This is a genomic window from Streptomyces atratus, from assembly GCF_040655115.1.
Taxonomy (GTDB): Bacteria; Actinomycetota; Actinomycetes; order Streptomycetales; family Streptomycetaceae; genus Streptomyces; species Streptomyces atratus_D.
On sequence record NZ_JBFAJH010000012.1, the window covers coordinates 105,529 to 127,452 of the forward strand.

The 21,924-nt window shown below is 71.0% G+C and carries 17 protein-coding genes and 2 pseudogenes; 13 read left to right on the forward strand and 6 right to left on the reverse strand.

The genetic code is table 11. From position 1 onward, the window contains the following. Positions 1–113: 113 nt before the first annotated feature. A complete protein-coding gene (locus AB0I23_RS16695; protein WP_359109903.1) occupies positions 114–1,085 on the reverse strand; it encodes a carbohydrate kinase family protein in 972 nt (323 codons plus the stop codon). A 299-nt stretch (positions 1,086–1,384) separates the two neighbouring features. Here AB0I23_RS16695 and AB0I23_RS16700 point away from each other — a divergent pair, with 299 nt between their 5' ends. The 4 genes from AB0I23_RS16700 (at position 1,385) to AB0I23_RS16715 (ending at position 5,535) form a co-directional block, all read left to right on the forward strand. Next, positions 1,385–2,398 (forward strand): sugar ABC transporter substrate-binding protein, encoded by a 1,014-nt coding sequence (locus AB0I23_RS16700; RefSeq protein ID WP_359109904.1) that lies wholly within the window; start codon positions 1,385–1,387, stop codon positions 2,396–2,398. 189 nt (positions 2,399–2,587) lie between these two features. Beyond that, positions 2,588–3,583 carry an ABC transporter permease gene (locus AB0I23_RS16705; protein ID WP_359109905.1) on the forward strand — a complete coding sequence of 332 codons (996 nt, stop codon included), beginning with the start codon at positions 2,588–2,590 and terminating at the stop codon, positions 3,581–3,583. Further along, positions 3,580–4,413 carry an ATP-binding cassette domain-containing protein gene (locus AB0I23_RS16710; protein WP_359109906.1) on the forward strand — a complete coding sequence of 278 codons (834 nt, stop codon included), beginning with the start codon at positions 3,580–3,582 and terminating at the stop codon, positions 4,411–4,413. The genes AB0I23_RS16705 and AB0I23_RS16710 overlap by 4 nt, the downstream gene beginning before the upstream one ends. 78 nt (positions 4,414–4,491) lie before the next feature. Next, the gene (locus AB0I23_RS16715; RefSeq protein ID WP_359109907.1) at positions 4,492–5,535 is read left to right on the forward strand and encodes a LacI family DNA-binding transcriptional regulator; all 1,044 of its coding nucleotides are present in this window, start codon (positions 4,492–4,494) and stop codon (positions 5,533–5,535) included. A gap of 102 nt (positions 5,536–5,637) precedes the next feature. Here the strand turns inward: AB0I23_RS16715 and AB0I23_RS16720 are convergent, their stop codons facing one another. Together AB0I23_RS16720 and AB0I23_RS16725 are read right to left on the reverse strand one after the other, a co-directional pair. Beyond that, positions 5,638–6,465 (reverse strand): ABC transporter permease, encoded by an 828-nt coding sequence (locus AB0I23_RS16720; protein ID WP_359109908.1) that lies wholly within the window; start codon positions 6,463–6,465, stop codon positions 5,638–5,640. After that, entirely contained in the window at positions 6,462–7,439 is a 978-nt protein-coding gene (locus AB0I23_RS16725; RefSeq protein WP_359109909.1) for an ATP-binding cassette domain-containing protein, read from the reverse strand. Before AB0I23_RS16725 ends, AB0I23_RS16720 begins: the two co-directional genes overlap by 4 nt. 64 nt (positions 7,440–7,503) lie before the next feature. Between AB0I23_RS16725 and AB0I23_RS16730 the strand changes: the two genes are divergently transcribed. Continuing rightward, on the forward strand, positions 7,504–8,211 hold the full coding sequence (locus AB0I23_RS16730) for a TetR/AcrR family transcriptional regulator (protein WP_359109910.1): 708 nt from the start codon (positions 7,504–7,506) through the stop codon (positions 8,209–8,211). A gap of 22 nt (positions 8,212–8,233) precedes the next feature. Here the strand turns inward: AB0I23_RS16730 and AB0I23_RS16735 are convergent, their stop codons facing one another. From AB0I23_RS16735 to hmgA, 3 genes are all read right to left on the reverse strand, one after another. Next, positions 8,234–9,460 carry a type ISP restriction/modification enzyme gene (locus AB0I23_RS16735; protein WP_359109911.1) on the reverse strand — a complete coding sequence of 409 codons (1,227 nt, stop codon included), beginning with the start codon at positions 9,458–9,460 and terminating at the stop codon, positions 8,234–8,236. Positions 9,461–9,523: 63 nt separating this feature from the next. Then, positions 9,524–10,273 (reverse strand): GntR family transcriptional regulator, encoded by a 750-nt coding sequence (locus AB0I23_RS16740; RefSeq protein ID WP_359109966.1) that lies wholly within the window; start codon positions 10,271–10,273, stop codon positions 9,524–9,526. A gap of 99 nt (positions 10,274–10,372) precedes the next feature. Then, positions 10,373–11,710 (reverse strand): homogentisate 1,2-dioxygenase, encoded by a 1,338-nt coding sequence (gene hmgA / locus AB0I23_RS16745; protein ID WP_359109912.1) that lies wholly within the window; start codon positions 11,708–11,710, stop codon positions 10,373–10,375. A 127-nt stretch (positions 11,711–11,837) separates the two neighbouring features. On the opposite strand from hmgA, the pseudogene AB0I23_RS16750 reads away from it, so the two are divergent. The 8 genes and pseudogenes from AB0I23_RS16750 to AB0I23_RS16785 form a co-directional block, all read left to right on the forward strand. Continuing rightward, positions 11,838–12,029, forward strand: a pseudogene (locus AB0I23_RS16750) (hypothetical protein); the annotation flags it as partial. Between the two features lie 49 nt (positions 12,030–12,078). Then, positions 12,079–12,699, forward strand: a complete 621-nt coding sequence (locus AB0I23_RS16755) for a TetR/AcrR family transcriptional regulator (RefSeq protein ID WP_359109913.1) — start codon at positions 12,079–12,081, stop codon at positions 12,697–12,699. A 40-nt stretch (positions 12,700–12,739) separates the two neighbouring features. After that, a pseudogene (locus AB0I23_RS16760) lies at positions 12,740–14,026 on the forward strand (molybdopterin dinucleotide binding domain-containing protein); the annotation flags it as partial. Positions 14,027–14,147: 121 nt separating this feature from the next. Then, positions 14,148–15,584, forward strand: a complete 1,437-nt coding sequence (locus AB0I23_RS16765; RefSeq protein WP_359109914.1) for a CitMHS family transporter — start codon at positions 14,148–14,150, stop codon at positions 15,582–15,584. A gap of 3 nt (positions 15,585–15,587) precedes the next feature. After that, complete coding sequence (locus AB0I23_RS16770; RefSeq protein WP_359109915.1) at positions 15,588–16,829, forward strand: MFS transporter; 1,242 nt, start codon at positions 15,588–15,590, stop codon at positions 16,827–16,829. Positions 16,830–16,981: 152 nt separating this feature from the next. Next, on the forward strand, positions 16,982–18,352 hold the full coding sequence (locus tag AB0I23_RS16775; protein ID WP_359109916.1) for an ABC transporter ATP-binding protein: 1,371 nt from the start codon (positions 16,982–16,984) through the stop codon (positions 18,350–18,352). Positions 18,353–18,438: 86 nt separating this feature from the next. Then, the gene (locus AB0I23_RS16780) at positions 18,439–20,325 is read left to right on the forward strand and encodes an ABC transporter ATP-binding protein (RefSeq protein ID WP_359109917.1); all 1,887 of its coding nucleotides are present in this window, start codon (positions 18,439–18,441) and stop codon (positions 20,323–20,325) included. Between the two features lie 200 nt (positions 20,326–20,525). Then, positions 20,526–21,920: an aldehyde dehydrogenase family protein gene (locus AB0I23_RS16785; protein WP_359109918.1), complete on the forward strand. Its 1,395-nt coding sequence runs from the start codon at positions 20,526–20,528 to the stop codon at positions 21,918–21,920. Positions 21,921–21,924 lie beyond the last annotated feature (4 nt).

Sequence of the window (21,924 nt, forward strand, 5' to 3'; positions counted from 1 at the left end):
AACGGAATGTCATCGATGACACCTGACAGCGATGACATTCCGTGGGGAGTGATAATGAGCGGGCGCCGGGCGGCGCGTCAATGGTTGTGGCGGAGGTCGTTCGGGCCGGCGGATCAGGGACCGGCGTGTCCGGCCGTCGGCGCCGGCAGCCGCAACTGGCTTGCCCACGGCGGGTTCGGCCCGATGACACTGCAGGTCAGCGCCGCCACCCGGGCGGCGAACGCGCAGGCCTCGGCGGCGTCTTCGATCCGCAGATCCGTCAGCCGTCCGCCGAGCAGCCCCTTGGCGCCGAGGTGGTGCAGGAGGCCCGCGGTGAAGGAGTCGCCCGCACCGACGGTGTCGACCACGTCGGTCCGGGGCGCCGGCACGGCGGCCCGCTCGCCGTCCAGCGAGGTGATCGCGCCGCGCTCCCCGCGGGTGATCACGACGAGCGGTACGCCCGCCGCATGCCAGATGTCGCAGGCGCGCTCGATCGTGTGCCCGGGCAGCAGCAGCTCCAGGTCGTCCTCGCTCAGCCGGAGGATGTCCGCGAGCGCGCACCAGCGCGGCAGGCGTTCGCGGTAGACCTCCGGCGCCACGAGCAGCGGCCGGACGTTCGGGTCGACGGAGATCGTGGCCGTGGCGGAGGCGCGGGCGAGGAACTCCTCCACGACCGTGCCGCCGGGTTCGCGCACGAGGGCCAGGGAGCCCGAGTGCAGACAGGCGGTGGAGGCGAGGTCCGTCGCGGCGAGCTCGTCCGCCGTCCACTGCCAGTCCGCGGTGCCCTGGGCGTGGAAGGAGTACGCCGCCTGGCCCTGCGCATCGATCTCGGCGACTGCCAGCGTGCTGGGCTCGGCTGCGCGTACGGCGGCCGTGAGATCGACGCCCGAGGCCTCGAGGTGCCCGAGGAACAGCCGGCCGAAGACGTCGTCCGACAGCCGTGCCAGGAAGCGGGCGGGCGTGCCCAGCCGGGCGAGCGCCACTGCGGTGTTCGCCGGGCCGCCGCCCGGCAGGACCCGCAGGGCGAGCTCACCCGGCGCGGGTGCGGGGACGGTGAAGGCGTCCGCGACGCATTCTCCGAGGACGGTGACCAGAGGCAGGCGCATGGCTGTTTCTCTCCAAGTGGGCAGCGGGGGAACGGCTGCGTTGCACGGTTCCTGAGGAAGCTCACACAGGGCGGTGTTCTCGACGTGAGGTGGTGCGGGCGACGTTGCCGATTTGTGACGGTGTCAAGGCATTGACGTTTCCGGGTGACGGAGTCCATCATCCTCCGCAGGCAGTGTCAACGATGACATGAGTCAACGCTGACACCTCCTCCACAGCATCTCGACAGCAGCAGTCTCTTTGCGCCGCAGCCCTTTCGATCAGCGCGGCCGCTCCGCCCTCGTCCAGCAGGAGATCAGTCATGCTTCGCACATACCGCGCCGTTCGCGCCTCCATCGGATTCACCGCTCTCGCCGCCGCCTCGGCGCTGACTCTGACGGCCTGCGGCTCCGGCGCGCAGGGAGAGTCCGGCGGCGACGGGGTGAAGGTCGGGCTGATCACCAAGACGGACACCAACCCGTTCTTCGTGAAGATGAAGGAGGGCGCCGAGCGGGCCGCGAAGGACAATGGCGTCGAACTCGTCAGCGCGGCCGGGAAGTTCGACGGGGACAACGCGGGCCAGGTCACCGCGATCGAGAACATGGTCAACTCCGGGGTGAAGGGCATCCTCATCACGCCCAACGACTCCAAGGCGATCGTCCCCGCCCTCGAGAAGGCGCGCGCCAAGGGCGTGCTGGTCATCGCGCTCGACAGCCCGACCGAGCCGCAGGACGCCACCGACGCCTTGTTCGCCACCGACAACGTCAAGGCGGGCGAACTCATCGGCCGGTACGCCAAGGCCGCCATGGCCGGCAAGGAGGCGAAGATCGCCACCCTGGACCTCCAGCCCGGCGTCGCGGTGGGTGTGCAGCGGCACCAGGGCTTCCTCAAGGGCTTCGGCGTCGCGGAGGGCGACACGTCGGTCGTGTGTATGCAGGACACCGGCGGCGACCAGGCCAAGGGCCAGACCGCCATGGAGAACTGCCTCCAGAAGTCCCCGGACATCAACGTCGTGTACACGATCAACGAACCGGCCGCGCTGGGTGCCTACACCGCGCTGAAGGCCAAGGGTCTGGAGAAGAAGGTGCTGGTCGTCTCCGTCGATGGCGGCTGCACCGGCACGAAGGCCGTCAAGGAAGGAAAGATCGCGGCGACGTCGCAGCAGTACCCGCTCGAGATGGCGTCCCAGGGCGTCAAGGCGGTCGCCGACTTCGCCAAGGACGGCAAGAAGACCTCCGGTTACACCGACACCGGCGTCACGCTCATCACCGATGCGCCCAAGCCGGGTGTCGACGCGAAGGACACCGCGTACGGCCTGGAGAAGTGCTGGGGCTGAGTCCCCGGGTCCGGGCGAGCGGTGAAAGTCCCTCCCTGACCGGTCGCTCCCGTGGCCGGACGGTCCGGCCACGACCGCCCTGTCCCCGGGGCCGGACCGCCCACCCCTCCGGCGAACACCTTCCGGCGCATACCCCCTCTGGCGAAACCTCCCTCCGGCGAACATCGACCACCGGCAAGGACCACCACCATGACTGCCAATACCCTGCCCTACGACCAGCTGAAAGGACCGACAACGGTCCGTCGGCTGCTCACCACACCGACCACGGGCCCACTCGTCGCTCTTCTGCTCGCCTGCGTCTTCTTCTCCCTGACGACCGAGCAGTTCCTCTCCGGCGGCAACTTCTCCCTCATCGTCCAGCAGGTCATGGTCGTGGGCACGCTGGCCATCGGTCAGACCCTGATCATCCTCACCGCCGGTATCGACCTCTCCTGCGGCGCCGTCATGGCGTTCGGCAGCATCGTCATCGCCAAGACGGCCGCCGAGGGCGGCCTGCCGCCGCTCGCCGCGATCGCCCTCGGCCTCGTCGTCTGCGCGGGCTTCGGCCTGGTCAACGGCCTGCTGGTGCAGCTGATCCCGCTCCCGCCGTTCATCGTCACCCTCGGCATGCTGAACGTGGCGTTCGCCCTGACCCACATCTACTCGGCCGAGCAGACGATCACCAACCTTCCGGCGCCGCTGACCGCACTCGGTGAGACGTTTCCGCTGGGCAACACCGACATCACCTACGGCTCGCTCGTCACCATCGCCCTGTTCCTGATCTTCGCCTACGCGCTCAGCAGCACGTCATGGGGCCGGCACGTGTACGCGCTGGGCAACAGCCCCGAGGCCGCCCGGCTCAACGGCATCCGCACCTCCCGGCTGACCGTCGGGATCTACGCCCTGGCCGGACTCGTCTACGGAATCGCCGCGCTGCTGCTGCTCTCCCGCACGGGCGTCGGCGACCCGCAGGCGGGACAGACCGACAACCTCGACAGCATCACCGCCGTCGTCCTGGGTGGAACCAGCCTCTTCGGCGGCCGGGGCGCCGTCCTCGGCACGTTCATCGGCGTCCTCATCGTCGGTGTGTTCCGCAACGGCCTCCAGCTGATGGGTGTCGCCTCCATCTACCAGACCCTGATCACCGGCGTCCTGGTTGTCCTCGCCGTGACCGTCGACCAGATCTCCCGGAGGAAGGCACGATGAGCACCGTCCCTGTGACGCCCGTTCTCCAGGCTCGCGGCCTGGTCAAGCGGTACGGCCAAGTCACCGCCATCGACGGAGCCGACTTCGATCTGCTGCCCGGCGAGGTCCTCGCCGTCATCGGCGACAACGGCGCCGGCAAGACCAGTCTGATCAAGGCCCTCACCGGCGCGGTCACCCCGGACGAGGGGGAGATCCGGCTGAACGGCGAACCCATCAAGTTCACCGGCCCGCAGAGCGCCCGGCAGCACGGCATCGAGACCGTCTACCAGGACCTGGCCGTCGCCGCCTCGATGGACATCGCCTCCAACATGTTCCTCGGACGCGAACTGCGCCGGCCGGGCTTCCTCGGCAGCGCGCTGCGCATGCTCGACAAGAAGAGGATGCGCCAGGAGGCGGCGGCTCACATGGCTGACCTCAAGATCGGTCTGCGGTCGCTGACCCAGGCGGTGGAGACCCTGTCCGGCGGTCAGCGGCAGGCCGTGGCGGTCGCGCGATCCGTCGCCTGGGCCAAGAGCGTCGTCGTGATGGACGAGCCCACGGCCGCGCTGGGTGTCAAGGAGTCGGGACAGGTCCTCGACCTGATCCGACGGGTCCGGGACAAGGGCATGCCCGTGGTCCTGATCAGTCACAACATGCCGCACGTCTTCGAGATCGCCGACCGCATCCACGTCCACCGGCTTGGCCGGCGCGAGGCGCTGATCAAGCCGTCCGACCATTCCATGGCAGAGGTCGTCGCCATCATGACCGGGGCGCTCAGGGTGAACGACGATGGGGGTACGGTCGTTGCCGACGCGGACGCCGCGGAGGCGGCAGGCGTGTCCGCCCACTGAGTCGCCGTATCGACAACAGGACAGCGGGCCCGGCCCCAGCAGGGGCCGGGCCCGACGAACGCACAGGAACGGTGGTAGATGGCCGCGAACCGCCGCCCCACGCTGGCCGACGTCGCCAGGGAAGTGGGCGTCAGCGCCAAAACGGTGTCCCGGGTGCTCAACGAGGACGGGCCGAGTTCACCGCAGACCCGGGAGCGCGTGCTCGCCGCGGTGGCGAAGCTCGGCTTCCAGCCGAACCTGATGGCCCGCAACATCCGTGTCGGGGGCCCCGACACCACCGTCGGCCTTGTCGTGCCGGACCTGGGCAACCCCTTCTTCGGCACCGTCGCCGGCGGCATAGAGGACGTCGTGCGCAGCCGGGGACTCACCCTTCTCATGGGCTCGTCGGCCGAAGACCCGGACCGCGAGCGGGCGTTGACCCAGACCTTCCTCGCCCGGCGCGTCAGCATGCTGATGGTGGTCCCCGCGTTCGGAGCCGATCACAGCTACCTCAAGGCACAGCGCTCGGCCGGCCTGCCGGTGGTGTTCCTCGACCGGCCGGGTGCCGGGCTGTCGGCCGACTGCGTCGTCAGCTCCAACCGGACCGGGGTCCACGAGGGCGTCTCCCATCTCATCGCCCGGGGTCACCGGCGGATCGGGTTCATCGGAGACCTCCCCACCAGGCTCTACACCCGGCGCGAGCGGCTCGCCGGCTACCGCTCCGCGCTCGCCGAGGCCGGCCTGCCCTACGACCGGACCCTGGTGACCGGCGCCCACGGCCAGGAAACGGCCGCCGCCGAGACCACCGCACTGCTGGCCCTGCCGAATCCGCCCACCGCCCTGTTCGCGGCGAACAACATCGCGGCCCTCGGGGTCGTCGCCCAACTCACCCGCGCGGGACGCAAGGACATCGCTCTGGTCACGTTCGACGACCTCCCGCTCGCCGACGTGCTCGAGCCGGGGCTGACCGTCGTGGCCCAGGACCCGGCGGCCATCGGCGAAGCAGCGGCCAGGACCGCTCTCGCCCGCCTGGACGGCGACCGCTCCCGTGCCCGGACCATCACGGTCCCCACCCGTCTGGTGATCCGCGGCTCCAGCGAACTGCTCCCGTACGCCGCCGAGCCGGCACAGGCCGGGGGCTGAGCAGCACGGCCCTGCCGCCCGGGTGCGGCCGTTGTAGGGGGCCGTACGCGAAGCCGTGGGGGCATCCGTCGCACCGGTGTGGTGGCCCCCGAGGGGTACGTGTCACTCGCCGCCGCGCGCATGGCGCCGGACGGCCAGTGGTACGAACACGGCGAGGAGCGCCGCCGACCAGGCGAGTGTGCCCGCTACCGGGTGGGCTGCCGGCCAGGCCGCGTCCGCGGACGGTACCGCATTGCCGAACAGGTCGCGGGTGGCGGCGGCCATGGCGCTGATCGGGTTCCACTCCGCGATCGTCCGCAGCCAGCCCGGCAGATTGTCGGTCGGGATGTACGCGCTGGACAGCAGCGGCAGGATGAACGTGGCGCTGCCCAGTTGGCCGGCCGCCTCCTCGTTACGGATCAGCAGGCCCAGCCAGCAGCCCATCCACGACGTGGCGAACCGGAGGAGCAGCAGCAGCGCGAAGGCGCCCAGGGCGGCGAGCGGGCCGCCCTCGATCCGCCAGCCGACCGCGAGCCCGACCAGGATCAGAGGGACCATGCCGATGGCCGTGGTCAGCAGATCGGCGGCGGTCTGGCCGAACGGTACGGCGATGCGGCTCATCGGCAGCGTGCGGAACCGGTCCGCCACCCCCCGGTGGCAGTCCTGTGCGGACTGGAACATCCCGGTCATGATGCCGTTCGCCGCAGTCGCCGCGAGCAGCCCCGGCACGAGGAACACGCGGTACTCCTGCCCCGGCATGGCCAGTGCGCTGCCGAACACGTACCCGAAGAACAGCAGCATCGTGATCGGCATGGTCTGGGTCAGGATCACGACGCCCGGGGCTGCTTTGATCCGCTGCAGATGGCGGCCCAGCAAGGCCACGCTGTCGGCGATCGGGGCGCTCGTGGCGGCTGCGGTGCGCTGCTCGTGGGCCAGTACGGTGCTGCTCATGCTGCCGTCTCCTTCAGGGGCGGGGAGGTGCGGCCGTCGCCGCGGCCGGTCAGGCGGAGGAAGACCTCGTCGAGCGTGGGCGGGCGCAGGCTCGCGTCGATCAGCGGTACGCCGGCCGCGTCGAGTTCGCGGACGATACGCGGGAGGGTGAGCGTGGTGTCGGTCGCGACGGCGCCCACGGTGCGGCGCTCATGGTCGAGCACCGGTTCGGCGCCGGTGAGCTGGTCGAGGACGGCCGCCGCCGGAACCAGCGCCGATGCGTGGGGGACGACCACCTCGGCGTACGAACCGATGCGGGCCTTCAGCTCGGCGGGGGTGCCGCGGTGGGCGGCCCGGCCCTGGTCGATCAGCACGATGTCGTCGGCCAGCTGATCGGCCTCCTCCAGATACTGGGTGGTGAGCAGGACGGTCGTGCCCCGGCCGGCGAGTTCGCGTACGACCGCCCAGATCTGGTTGCGGCTGTGCGGGTCGAGTCCGGTGGTCGGCTCGTCCAGGAAGAGCACCCGCGGCCGGGTCAGCAGGCTGGCGGCGAGGTCGAGACGGCGGCGCATGCCGCCCGAGTAGGTGCGGGCCGGGCGGTCGGCTGCCTCCGTCAGCTCGAAGCGTTCCAGCAGTTCGTCGGCGCGGGTGCGCACGGCCTCGCCACGGAACCGGAGCAGCTTGGCGAAGAGCCGCAGGTTCTGGCGGCCGGACAGTTCGCCGTCGACCGAGGCGTTCTGTCCGGTGACGCCGATCGCCGCGCGCACCGCGCCTGCCCGGCGCACCACGTCGTGGCCCGCGACCCGGGCGCTTCCGCCGTCCGGTGCCGTCAGTGTGGTGAGGACCCGGACGGCGGTGGTTTTGCCCGCGCCGTTCGGCCCCAGTACTCCGCAGACGGTGCCCTCGGCGACCGCGAGATCGAGCCCGCGCAGCGCGTGGACATCGCCGTAACGCTTCTCCAGACCTTCACTAAGTACAGCGTACGTAGTTGTCATGCGGCCCACCGTATCGCACTACGTACGGTGTACGTAACTACGATGATGAGTGAGGTGATGATCGATGGTGGGGCGACCCGCTGTACCCGAAGTGATCTGGGCGCGCCCCGAGCGCGCGGGCCGAGGCCCCAGGCCCGCGTTCAGCCGTGCCGACATCGCGGCAGCCGCCGTCCGTATCGCCGATGCGGAGGGTCTGGACGCGGTGTCCATGCGGAAGGTCGCGGCGGAGCTCGGCTGCGGCACGATGTCGCTCTACAACTACGTGCCGCGCAAGGAGGACCTTCACGAGCTGATGTTCGACGCGGCCAGCGGCGGGTACGAGTTCCCGGAGCCGTCCGGCGACTGGCGTGCCGATCTCATCGCGCTGGCCCATCAGGCCCGCGAGATGATGCACCGCCACACCTGGGTGCCCCGGCTCATGTCACCCGTGTACGGTTTCAGCCCGAACGCGCTGCGGTATCTGGAGTACACGCTCAGCTGCCTGGACGGGGTCGACGCGCGATTCGGCGAGAAGATGGAACTCATCGCCATGGTCAATGGTGTGGTCACCACCTATGTGGCCAACGAGATCGCCACGGCGGAGCGCAGCCGGTCGCTTCCCTGGTCCGAGGAGCAGGAGCAAGCCGCGCGCACCGGCTATCTGATCAGCCAGATCGCGACCGGGAAATATCCGAGGATGGCGGCGGGATTCGCCGAGGACCCCGGACCGATCGATCTGGACGGCGTCTTCGACCGGGCGCTGCACCGGGTTCTGGACTCCTTCGACCGGTAGTGTGTATGCACCCCCGATGCCGTCACAGCAGCGCGAACTGCCCGTCCGGCCCCTCCTCCTGATGGTCGAGCACCGACGCGGGCCGCCTGGCCGTGGCCGGGACCGGCAGGACGCCTGCCGCGCGGAGATCGCCGGCCGTGATCTGCGGGCCGTCGGCCAGGCCCTCCTGCCGGGGACGGAGTTCGGCGAGCAGGGCGAGCACGGTGATCAGTTCCAGCAGCTCCGAGGTCCACTCCTGGGGCCAGGCACGGGGCCGGACCGCTTCCAGGCCGCCCAGGTCCTCCGCTCCGGCCGCCGCGGCGCGGCGCTCGAACCAGAGCTCCAGCGTCCGGACCCCGCCCACCCGGAACTCCCACACCCCGGCCGGTACGGGCGAGATGCGGCCCGTACCCAGCAGGAGTGCCTCGTCGCCGGGGTCGTACTCCAGCGTGCCCGGAGCGGCCGGTACCGCGGCCCGCACATAGGGGCGCCGTCCGCCGGGCAGCCGCGGGCGCTCCGCGCCGCGCGCGCCGCGCAGGTGCAGCCGCAACAGCTCCCGGCCCAGCTCCACCCCGGCCCACCAGCGTGCGGTGTCGGCGGGCAGCGGCACGACGGACCCGGCGGGGGTGTGACGGGCCGCCGTGACGATCCACGCCAGCACGGCCTCCGCGGTGACCGCGTCCCCGTACCGGGCGCGCAGCAGCCCGAGCAGGCCGGGCGCCAGATTGGGTTCCCGTCCGCCGGGCCGTCGGTAGAGCGGCCGGATCCGGCCGGGGCGGCCCGCAGGCGAGTGCCCGTCGGGCAGCAGCGCCGTCACGGACACGGCGGGGCCGGTGTCCTGCGGGACGTACCCGTGCTCGACGGCGAAGAGCTGGTGCGCGTCGGCGACCCTCCACAGTTCCGGGCGGGCGGCGTCGATCAGCCGGTGGTCGGGGATCAGCCACTGCTCGTCGAACGGGCCGTGCAGGATCCGTATCGGTTCGGGGCACGGCCCGGACTCCCGGGCGAACCGGCTGGTGGAGGTGGCCTGTCCGGGCAGGGCGGCGACCGCGGTCTGCGGCGTACGGGAACGGGTGGGCCGGAACAGCTGGTCGCGCTCGGCTCCTTCGGCGCGGACCAGCCGCTCCCAACGGGCCTTGAGGGAACCGGCGTCCGGGGCGGTCACCCAGGGGCGCCCGGTGCGCAGAGGCCGTACCGACCATGGCATGAGGTCGTCCAGCAGCGGGATGCCGTCGTCCGCGCCGGCTCCGGCGCCCGCCCGTGCTGCCACCGTGTCGTCCTCCCCGTCGCCACGTCCGCCGCCCCAGGCATCGTAACGGCGCGTCGTGTGCGGTCAGTGCGCTTCGACCGTCACCGAGAACGAGAACCTGTCTCCCCGGTACCGGATCTGTGCCACGTCCACCACCCGTCCGCTCTCGTCGTACGTCACCCCTGTGTAGAAGAGGATCGGGCTGAGCAGCGGGACCTGGAGGAGCTCGGCGGTGGCCGGGTCCGCGAGCCGTGCCTCGACCGTGTCCGTGATCCGGGCGATCCGGACGCCGACGCGGTCGCGCAGCACCTTGGTCATCGGCCAGCGTTCGAGATCGGCGGCATCGAGCCGGGCCGCGACCTCGGGATGCACCGCGTTCTCCGCCCAGTTGGTGGGCTCGCCGCTCTCGCCGTCGCAGCGCAGCCGCCGGTAGCCGACCACTTCCGTACAGCCCGGGAAGTGCTCGGCGAGATCGCGCGGCAGGGTGAGCGGGCCATGGCCGAGGACCGTGGTGCACTCGCCCGACTGCTGGGCGACGATCGCATCGATCGAGCCGAGCAGCCGGACAGGCGTGGCCCGGCGGGCCCTCGGCTCGATGAAGGTGCCGCGCCGCCGGTGTCTGCTGATCAGCCCCTCCGTCTCCAGTTCCTTGAGCGCCTGCCGCATCGTGAGGACGCTGACGCCGTAGTGCGCGGCGAGCTGCTCCTCGGTCGGCAGCCGCAGCGAGGCATCCTGGGCGCGGCCGAGTATGGACGCGCGCAGGGACTGCGAGACCTGGTACCACAGCGGCAGTTTGCGGTTCAGGACCAACGAGTCGGGGGCGAAGGCCGTCATCTGGGGCGTCTGGGGCAGTTGAGGCACCTGGGTCACCTGGACTCTCCGTACTGCGACACTGCGGACGCGACGAGCGGGGCCGGGAAGCAGCGGCTTCGCCTATGGCCGGAAGTTGCGTTCGAGACCCTGCCACACGTCGTCGTACCCGCGCTGCAGATGGTCGGCGGTTGCCGCCTGTCCGGTCGCCGTGACCGGCCAGCGGGTCTCGAACATGAAGGCAAGACCGTCGTCGATCTTCTGCGGTTTCAGCTCCGCCGCGCTCGCCCGGTCGAAGGTCTCCCGGTCCGGGCCGTGCGCCGACATCATGTTGTGGAGCGAGCCGCCACCCGGCACGAAGCCGCCCCGGCCGGCCGTCTTCGCGTCGTACGCCCCCTCGATCAGCCCCATGTACTCGCTCATCACATTGCGGTGGAAGTACGGCGGCCGGAACGTGTCCTCACCGACCAGCCAGCGCGGCGCGAAGACGACGAAATCCACTCCGGCGAGACCGGGGGTGTCGGACGGCGATGTCAGCACCGTGAAGATCGACGGGTCGGGGTGGTCGTAGCTGATGGAGCCGATCACATTGAACCGGTGCAGGTCGTAGACGTACGGGGTGTGGTTGCCGTGCCAGGCGACCACGTCGAGCGGCGAGTGGTCGTACGTCGCGGACCAGAGGTTGCCGCAGAATTTGTTGATCACCTGGACCGGGCGGTCCTCGTCCTCGTACGCCGCGACGGGAGCGAGGAAGTCCCGGGCGTTGGCGAGACCGTTGGCGCCGATCGGGCCGAGATCGGGGAGGGTGAACGGCTGCCCGTAGTTCTCGCAGACATAGCCGCGGGCGGAGTCGTCGAGAAGGTCCACACGGAAACGGACACCGCGGGGGATCAGTGCGATGTGGCCGGGTTCGGCGCGCAGCAGGCCCAGTTCGGTACGGAGCAGCAGACCGCCGCGCTCCGGGACGATCAGCAGTTCGCCGTCGGAGTCGCTGAACACCCGGTCGGTCATGGCCGTGTTGGCGTGGTAGAGGTGCACGGCCATGCCGGTGCGCTGGGTGGCGTCGCCGTTGCCGCCGAGGGTCCACAGGCCTGCCAGGAAGTCCGTACCGGGGGCGGGGTCGGGGAGCGGGTCCCAGCGCAGCCGGTTCGGATCGGGGACGGACTCGGTGAACGGGGCGGTGCGCACCGCGCCGTTGTCGATCCGTACGAACGGCGGGTGGGCGGCCGAGGGTCGGATCCGGTAGAGCCAGGAACGGCGGTTGTGGGCGCGCGGTTCGGTGAAGGCCGAGCCGCTCAGCTGCTCGGCGTAGAGCCCGAGGGGTGCTCGCTGCGGCGAGTTGCGGCCGTGCGGCAGCGCCCCCGGGACCGCCTCGGAGCTGTGCTCGTTGCCGAAACCGGCGGAGTGCGCAAGCGCTTCCGCCGTCTTCCTCGCCTGCTCGATGCCGCTGGTGCCGCCCATGCCGCGCTCCCGGTGCCGAAGAAATCCTATGGGACACCGTAGGAATCAGATCGGGGCACGTCAACGGGGCGGGGCGGTGGCGCGTCGCGGATCCGGTGCGGGGTCGTGACAATCCGGTCCCCCGGCCGAACCGCCCCTGGCCCCCGGCGGCATCGCCATCCTCCAGGTCACCGCGATCGCCGTCGGGCACGTCCTCGTCGTCGCCGCCCCCGACCGGTCCGTGCGTCTCTTCCCGCCCGCCCGCGCCGTCGCGGGGCAACTCCCCCTGCTGGCCCTGATGATCGCGTACACCATCGGGGGGCTGACCCTGCTCCTCGCCTGGCCGCAGGTCCGCACCCGTCCGTCCCGCAGAGGAGAGTCACGGCATCATGGAGCCCGTGCCCCATGCGAATACGAACCTCCGCCGCGCCCCCGTGCAGCAGCGCAGCGCCGAACGCCTCGCCCGGATACTCGACGCCTGCGCCGAACTCCTCGACGAGACCGGTTACGAGCAGCTGTCCACCCGGGCCGTCGCCGCCCGCGCGGAAGTCCCGATCGGCTCCGTCTACCGGTTCTTCTCCAACAAGCGCGCCCTCGCCGACGCCCTGGCCCGGCGCAACCTGGACAGTTACGCGGAGCGCATCACCGGCCGCCTGGCCGCCATCCCGGCCACCGACTGGCGCAGCGCCATCGATGCCGTGCTCGACGAATACCTGGCGATGAAGCGCTCCGTCGCCGGCTTCGCCCTCGTCGACTTCGGCGCCCCGGCCCCCGTGGACGACCCGGCCTCCGACGCCAATCACCGCGTCGCGGACCGGCTCACCCCACTGCTCTCCGGCCATCTGGGGCGCGCCCCCGACGGGGATCTGCTCCGGACGATCCTGGTTTGCGTCGAAGCCGCCGACGCGCTCCTCCAACTCGCCTTCCGTGCCGATCCGTCGGGCGATCCGGCGATCGTCGCGGAGACCCGCGTGCTGATCCAGGCGTACCTGGCCCGGGTCCTGGACTGAATCCGGCACCGCACCTCACCGCGCGGGACGATCCGGGTCCGACCGCCCCGGCGGCGCCCTCTTCCCTTTTTCCGCCACCGCCACCGCCACCGCCACCGCCACCGCCCGCGCCCCGCGCCCCGCCGCCCCCGGCAAGGGCTTCACACTCGGACGCTGGGCGAGCCGGGTCTCCGGACACCCCGAGGCCAAGGGCGAACTGCCCATCGCCGCCCTGGCCGAGGAGATCGAGACCCCGGGGGAGGACCGGATCCGCGCCCTGATCGTCCTCGCCGCCAACCCCGTGCTCTCCGCCCCCGACGGCGACCGTCTGGACCGCGCCCTGGGCGGGCTCGACTTCATGATCAGCGTCGACCCGTACCTCAACGAGACCTCACGCCACGCACATGTGGTGCTGCCCCCGCCGCCGCCCTCGCAGAGCGCCCACTTCGACTTCGCGTTTTTCGCCCTCGCCGTACGCAACCAGGTCCGCTACACCCGCCCCGCCGTCCCGCTCGCCGACGGCCTGCTCGGCGAGAGCGAGATCCTCGCCCGGCTCGTCCTCGCCGTCTCCGGGATGCACGGAGCCGACCCGTCCGCCGTGGACGCCATGATCATCGACCGGGTGCTGGCCAGGACCGTCGCCGACCCGCACTCGCCCGTCCACGGGCGCACTCCCGCCGAACTCGCCGCCGCGCTCACCGGACGCACCGGACCGGAGCGCCGTCTCGATCTGATGCTCCGCCTCGGCCCGTACGGCGAAGGCTTCGGCGCCGACCCCGAGGGTCTCACCCTGGACCGGCTGCTCGCCCACCCGCACGGCATCGATCTCGGACCGCTCCGACCCCGCATCCCGGAGGTCCTGACCACTCGCAGCGGACGCATCGAACTTCTCCCCGCGCCGATCGCCGCCGATCTGCCCAGGCTCCGCAGCGCCCTGGCCACTGAGCGGGGAGCCGACTCGCTCGTTCTCGTCGGCCGCCGCCACCTGCGCTCCAACAACAGCTGGATGCACAACGTCGCCGCGCTGCGTGGCGGCTCGAACGTCTGCACCCTGCAGATGCACCCCGACGACGCGGCCCGGCTCGGACTGGCGGACGGCGCCTTGGCCACGATCACGGCGGACGGCGGTGCACTGACCGCACCCGTGGAGATCACGGAGAGCGTGCGGACCGGAGTGGTGAGTCTCCCGCACGGCTGGGGGCACGACCGCCCCGGCACCCGGATGTCCGTCGCGGCCGCCACCCCAGGAGTCAACGTCAACCAGCTCCTCGATGGCACCCTGCTCGACCGGCTGTCCGGCACCGCCGTGCTCAACGGCATCCCCGTCGCGGTGGCACCAAGCCGTTGACCTGGGGTTTTGCTCGTATTGCTCGCATGTCAACGTCTTGTTAAGACTGTGAGTCGCGCCCTAACGTCATCCGCACCACCGACTCCGGTGGGAGTTCAAGGGTGAACGATAGGTATCCCACATGCTGACAATCCTCGGCTTTGCCATGATTGCGACCTTCCTGGTCCTGATCATGATGAAGAAGATGTCGCCGATCGCGGCGCTGGTCCTGATCCCCGCACTCTTCTGTGTCGCCGTCGGGCAGGGCGCCAAGCTCGGTGACTACGTGATCGACGGCGTGGGCAACCTCGCCCCGACCGCCGCGATGCTGATGTTCGCCATCGTCTACTTCGGTGTGATGATCGACGTCGGCCTCTTCGATCCGATCGTCCGCGGCATTCTGCGCTTCTGCAAGGCCGACCCGATGCGGATCGTCGTCGGTACGGCGGTGCTCGCCGCGATCGTCTCGCTGGACGGCGACGGTTCCACCACCTTCATGATCACCGTCTCGGCGATGTATCCGCTCTACAAGCGCCTCAAGATGAGCCTGGTCGTGATGACCGGTGTCGCCGCCACGGCCAACGGCGTCATGAACACCCTGCCCTGGGGCGGTCCCACCGCCCGAGCCGCCACCGCCCTGAAGCTGGACGCGGGCGACATCTTCGTCCCGATGATTCCGGCCCTCGGCGTCGGACTGCTCGCGGTCATCCTCCTGGCCGTCGTCCTCGGCCGGCGCGAGCGCAAGCGGCTGGGCATCCTCACCCTCGACGAGGCCATCGTCCAGGAGCCCGAGACGGTTCTCGTCGGTGCAGGCGCCGGAGCCGGTGCAGGCGGCGGCAGCGACCGTACCCGCAAGAACCCCGGCGGAGCCGGTACGGGCACGGACGCCGAGCACGCGGCGGCAGCGGCGTACGACGGCGACGCGGACGACGAGGGCTTCAAGGGCCTCGACCCGAACCGCGCCACGCTGCGGCCCAAGCTCTACTGGTTCAACGCCGGTCTCACCGTCGCACTCCTCACCGCGATGATCATGGAGCTGATGCCGATCCCGGTGCTCTTCCTGCTCGGCGCGGCCCTCGCCCTCACCGTCAACTTCCCCCACATGCCCGACCAGCGGGCCCGCGTCGCGGCCCACGCCGACAACGTTCTCAACGTCTCCGGCATGGTCTTCGCCGCCGCCGTCTTCACCGGCGTGCTCTCCGGCACCGGCATGGTCAAGCACATGGCGGACTGGCTCGTCGGCGCGATCCCGGACGGCATGGGCCCGCACATGGCGATCGTCACCGGCGTCCTGAGCATCCCGCTCACCTACTTCATGTCCAACGACGGCTTCTACTTCGGCGTCCTCCCCGTGCTCGCCGAAGCCGGCGCCGCCCATGGTGTCTCCCCGCTGGAGATCGCCCGCGCCTCCCTGATCGGCCAGCCGCTCCACATGTCGTCCCCGCTGGTCCCCGCCGTCTACGTCCTCGTCGGCATGGCGAAGGTCGAGTTCGGCGACCACACCAGGTTCACCGTCAAGTGGGCCGCGCTCACTTCACTGGTGGTGCTCTGCGCCGGACTCCTCTTCGGGATCATGTGACCCATGGACCACACGGAAGGGCCCGGCAGGAGCTGGCTGCTGCGCCTCGTCATCGCCTTCGCCTTCGCGCAGGGGGCGGTCTCGATGGCGCGGCCCGCCGTCTCCTACCGGGCTCTTTCGCTCGGCGCGGACGAACGCGCCATCGGCGTGATCACCGGGGTGTACGCGCTCCTCCCGCTCTTCGCCGCCGTCCCGCTGGGGCGACGGACGGACCACGGCCGGTGCGCACCCCTGCTGCCCCTCGGCGTCGTCCTGATCGCCGGCGGCTGCGCCCTCAGCGGTACAGCGGGCTCCCTCCCGGCGATGGCGGCCTGGAGCGGCGTCATGGGACTCGGCCATCTCTGCTTCGTGATCGGCGCCCAGTCGATCGTCGCGCGTCAGTCCGCGCCCGCCGAACAGGACCGCAATTTCGGCCACTTCACCATCGGCGCCTCCCTCGGCCAGCTCATCGGGCCGGTTGCCGCCGGGTACGTGATCTCCGAACGTGACGGCCTCCTGGGCCGTACGAGCGCACTCGCGCTGGTCGTCTCGGCGGCCGTCGCCACCGCGTCGTTCGTCTCGCTCTGGCGCATCGAACACCGCACCGCCCCGGGTGACCGCGCCCCGGCGCCCGCGGCGAAGGTGCCGGTCGGCCGCATCCTGCGCACCCGGGGCGTCCCGGCGGGCATCGTCATCAGTCTCGCCGTGCTCTCCGCCACGGACATCCTCACCGCGTATCTGCCGGTCATCGGCGAGCACCGCGCCATCGCCCCGGCCACCATCGGTCTGCTGCTCAGCCTGCGCGCCGCCGCCACCATCGCCTGCCGCCTGGTCATGACACCGATGCTCCGTGTCCTCGGCCGCACGGCGCTGCTCACCACGACCTGCCTGCTGGCCGGACTGCTCTGCGCGGGCATCGCCCTGCCGGTCCCCGTCTGGGCGCTGGCCGCGATGCTCGCCGTGCTCGGCTTCTGTCTCGGGGTCGGCCAGCCGCTGTCGATGACCACAGTGGTCCAGGCGGCCCCGGCGGAGGCCCGTTCCACCGCCCTCGCCCTCCGGCTGACCGGAAACCGTCTCGGTCAGGTCGCCGCCCCCGCGTCCGCCGGTCTGATCGCCGGAGTGGCGGGCACCGCCGCGCCGTTCGTGATGCTGGGCGCGCTCCTGCTGGCGGCGGCGGGACTGGGGGTACGGGGAGGGCGCGCCCCCGGCCCCGCCGACGATGTGGTCCCTGCCCTGCCCGTGCCAGGCCCGAACAGACCTCGGTGAACCGGAACCTCACCTGACACTTCCGGCGCACAGGCACTCTTGCGCCGCAACCTGTGCGCGAGTCATTCCCACCACCCGGGGTGGTGGGCTAATTTCAGCCCACTGCAGCGCTCCCCCACCGCTCCACCTCATTTTCTCCCGGGCGGAACCACATGACTCGCGCGATCTCCCTGCACAACGTGAGCAAGACGTACGGACGGTCCCAGCGTGCTGTCGACCGCTTCTCACTCTCCATCGACCCGGGCGAGTTCGTCGTCCTGCTCGGCCCCTCGGGGTGCGGCAAATCGACCGTGCTCCGCATGATTGCCGGGCTGGAGGAGATCTCCGAGGGGGAGTTGCTGCTCGACGGCGAGCCGGCCAACGACGTGGCGTCCCGCGAACGCGGCATGGCCATGGTGTTCCAGAATTTCGCGCTCTACCCGAACATGACCAACCGGGCCAACATCGGCTTCCCGCTGAAGCTGCAGAACCCGCGCCAGGACAACACGGAGCACGTCGAGAACACGGCCAGGATGCTCGGCATCGAGAGCGTCCTGGACCGCTACCCCGGTCAGCTCTCCGGCGGCGAGCGCCAGCGGGTCGCCATGGGCAGGGCCATCTCGCGCCGGCCCTCCGCCTTCCTGATGGACGAGCCGCTCTCCAACCTCGACGCGAAGCTCCGTAACCATCTTCGGGCCGAAATATCACAGCTCACCAGGGAACTGGGCGTGACCACCGTCTATGTGACGCACGATCAGGCCGAAGCGATGTCGCTGGGCGACCGGGTCGCTGTGATGCGCGGCGGACGGCTCCAGCAGGTCAGCCCGCCCCGCGAGGTCTACGCCCTGCCGGAGAACGTCTTCGTCGCCGCGTTCATCGGCACCCCCCGCATCAACCTCCTCCAGGCCGTCGTCCACGCACCCCTCGAAGGGCGCATGTCGATCGACCTCGGCCGCCAGCGGCTGCCGCTGCCCGAACCGCTCAGCCCCGACCACCAGTTGCTCCGCATTCAGCAGGGCCGCCAGATCATCGTCGGACTCCGCTCCGAAGCGGCCAGGATCGCCCCGCCCAGCCAGGCCCGCCCCGGTGAGGTCGCGCTGAGCGGCATCGTCGAACACGTCGAGTACCAGGGCCACGAGGCGCTCGTCCATTTCAACACCGGGTCACGGCCCGCCGTGGTGCCCGATCTCGAATCGGCCCGCCCCGACAGAGCCGTCCCGCGCCGTCGCCGCCGCCGCGCCGCCGTCGGTGGTGGTGGGGTCGGCGTACTGGAACGGCTGAAGGAGCGCGCGACCGGCCACATCAGCGGCCCCGTCGTCGCCCTCGACGAACCCGGCCCCGACACCGATTTCCCCGCCCCCCGCGGTCCCGACCGCCCCGCGATCACCGCCGGCGACCTCGTCGTCCGCACCGGTCCCGACATGCGACTGCGCATCGGCGGGCAGGTCCCGCTCCTCATCGACCTCGCGCACCTGTACGTCTTCGACCACCACGGCCGCCGGATCTGCCCCCTGCCGAAGGAGATCCCGGGGCTCGACGTCTGAGCCGCACCGCTCCAGGGCCTTGCCTTCGGGAAGGCTCTGGAGCGGTACGTTGACCTCAAGCCGGGTCGAGGTCGTACGTTCATTCCATGAGCATGGAAGCCACCGCGTGGACGCAGCTCCACAACGTCATGAACGCGCAGCAGGACCGACGCCCCTTCGACCGAGCCACTCTGCGGCGCATCGCCGCGTTCGCCCGACCGCACCGGCGACGGGTCGCCCTGTTCCTGCTGCTGAGCGTCGCCACGGCGCTGCTCGCGGTCGCCACCCCGGTCCTCGCCGGCCGCGTGGTGAACGCGATCGTGAACGGCAAGGAGGGGGGCACCGTCACGCGGCTGGCCGTGCTCATCGCCGTGATCGCCGTCGCGGAGGCGGGGCTCGGGCTGGTCGGTCGCTGGCTCTCGGCCACCCTCGGCGAAGGGCTGATCCTCGACCTGCGCACCGCGGTCTTCGATCACGTCCAGCGCATGCCGATCGCTTTCTTCACCCGCACCCGCACCGGCGCGCTCGTCAGCCGCCTCAACAACGACGTCATCGGTGCCCAGCGCGCCTTCAGCAACACGCTGTCCGGCGTCGTCAGCAATGTCGTCACGCTGCTGCTCACCCTCGGCGTCATGCTCAGCATCTCCTGGCAGATCACCGTACTCGCGCTGGTGCTGCTGCCCGTGTTCGTGCTGCCCGCACGTCGGATGGGTACACGGATGGCGAGGCTCCAGCGCGAAGCCGCCGCCCACAACGCGGCGATGGGGACCCGGATGACCGAGCGCTTCTCCGCGCCCGGCGCCACGCTCATCAAGCTCTTCGGGCGGCCCGCCGACGAGTCCGCCGAATTCGCCGCCAGGGCGGGCAGGGTGCGCGACATCGGTGTCCGTACGGCCATGGCCCAGTCCGCGTTCATCACGGCACTCACCCTCGTATCGGCGCTGGCACTCGCCCTGGTCTACGGGCTCGGCGGGTTCTACGCGCTGCGCGGGCAGCTGGACGCGGGCGCCGTCGTCGCCCTGGCCCTGCTGCTGACCCGGCTGTACGCGCCGCTCACCGCACTCGCCGGGGCGCGCGTCGAGGTGATGAGCGCGCTCGTCAGCTTCGAGCGGGTCTTCGAGGTCCTCGACCTCAAGCCGCTGATCGAGGAGAAGCCCGATGCACGGACGGTCCCGGACGGTCCGGTCTCCGTGGAGTTCGACGACGTACGCTTCGGCTACCCGTCAGCCGACAAGGTCTCCCTCGCCTCGCTGGAGGACGTCGCCACTCTGGACACCCGCGGCGGCGCCGAGGTGCTGCGCGGGGTCTCGTTCCGCGCCGAACCGGGACGGACGGTGGCCCTCGTCGGATCGTCCGGCGCGGGCAAGTCGACCATCGCGCAGCTGCTGCCCCGGCTGTACGACACGGACGAGGGCGCCGTACGCATCGGCGGCATCGACGTACGCGACCTGTCGGCCGACACGCTCCGTGACACACTCGGCATGGTCACCCAGGACGGCCACCTCTTCCACGAGTCGGTCCGCGCCAACCTTCTCCTCGCCCGCCCCGAAGCCACCGAGGAGGACCTCTGGGACGCCCTGCGCCGCTCACGGCTGGACGGACTGGTCGCCTCGCTGCCCGACGGACTCGACACCGTCGTCGGTGAACGTGGCTACCGGCTCTCCGGCGGCGAACGCCAACGGCTGACCATCGCCCGGCTGCTGCTGGCCCGCCAGCGCGTCGTCATCCTCGACGAGGCCACCGCCCACCTGGACAACACCTCCGAAGCGGCCGTCCAGGAAGCTCTCGTGGAGGCGCTCGAAGGACGCACAGCGGTGGTGATCGCCCACCGGCTCTCCACCGTACGGGCGGCGGATCTCATCCTCGTCGTGGAGAACGGCCGGATCGTGGAACGCGGCACCCACCAGGAGCTGCTGGCGGCCGGCGGCCGGTACGAGGAGCTGTACCGCACCCAGTTCGAGCGCCCCGGCACCGAGCCCGCGGGTCTGGGCTGACCGGTTGGTGCGGGCAGGTCAGCCGGTTCCCAGTCCGTCCCACGGGCCTGCCTTCACCGCGAACAACCCCGCCGGACACCCCCTGACCCCGGGTGACTTGCCGGGCCGCACCTGACGGGCGTCTCTGGCGCCAAAAAACTAACGCCGCTAGTTTGAGGTGCGGACGACATCGCCCGTACGCCTGCCCGGGAGGAAATGCCATGAAGGCCCACGACGGTATGTACATCGGCGGGGAGTGGCGCCCCGCAGCGGGCGCGGACACGATCGCGGTCGTGAACCCGGCGGACGAGCAGGTCATCGCCCATGTCCCGGCGGGCACGGCCGAGGACGTCGACGCCGCGGTACGGGCCGCCCGCGCCGCGTTCCCCGGCTGGGCCGCCACCTTGCCGGCCGAGCGTGCCGCACGGATCGCCGCCCTGCGCGACGTCCTGGTGGCCCGTCAGGACGAGATCGCGGCCACGGTCACCGCGGAGCTGGGCGCACCACTCCAGCTGTCGCAGATGGTGCACGCGGGCGTGCCGATCCTGGTCGCCGGGTCCTACGCCGAGCTGGCCGCGTCGTACGCCTTCGAGGAGCAGCACGGCAACTCCACCGTGCTGCTGGAGCCCGTCGGCGTCGTCGGGGCGATCACCCCGTGGAACTACCCGCTGCACCAGATCGTCGCCAAGGTGGCTCCCGCACTCGCCGCGGGCTGCACGATCGTCCTCAAGCCCGCCGAGGACACCCCGCTGACCGCACAGCTCTTCGCCGAGGCGACCGAGGAGGCCGGCCTGCCCGCCGGTGTCTTCAACCTGGTCACCGGCCTCGGCCCGGTCGCCGGACAGGCCCTCGCCGCGCACGAGGACGTCGACCTGGTCTCGTTCACCGGTTCCACCGCCGTCGGGAAGCAGATCGGCGCCACCGCCGGCGGCGCGGTCAAGCGCGTCGCGCTGGAGCTCGGCGGCAAGTCCGCCAATGTCATCCTGCCCTCCGCCGATCTCGCCAAGGCGGTCAATGCCGGCGTCGCCAACGTGATGTCCAACTCCGGCCAGACGTGCAGCGCCTGGACCAGGATCCTCGTCGACGGCGAGCGGTACGAGGAGGCTGTCGCCCTCGCCGCCGCGGCCGTCGCGAAGTACGTGCCGGGGGAGCGGGTCGGTCCCGTCGTCAACGCGAAGCAGCAGGCCCGGGTGCGCGGATACATCGAGAAGGGCATCGAGGAGGGCGCCCGCGTCGTCGCCGGCGGCCCCGAGGCGCCGCTCGCGACGGGGTACTACGTGAGCCCCACCGTGTTCGCCGATGTCACCCCGGAGATGACCATTGCCCAGGAGGAGATCTTCGGTCCGGTCGTCTCGATCCTGAAGTACGAGGACGAGGACGACGCTCTCCGGATCGCCAACGGCACGGTGTACGGGCTCGCGGGCGCCGTCTGGGCCGCCGACGACGCGGAGGCCGTCGCCTTCGCCCGCCGGATGGACACCGGGCAGGTCGACATCAACGGCGGCCGGTTCAACCCGCTCGCGCCGTTCGGCGGCTACAAGCAGTCGGGCGTCGGCCGTGAGCTCGGTTCGCACGGCCTCGGCGAGTACCTCCAGACCAAGTCCCTCCAGTTCTGAACAC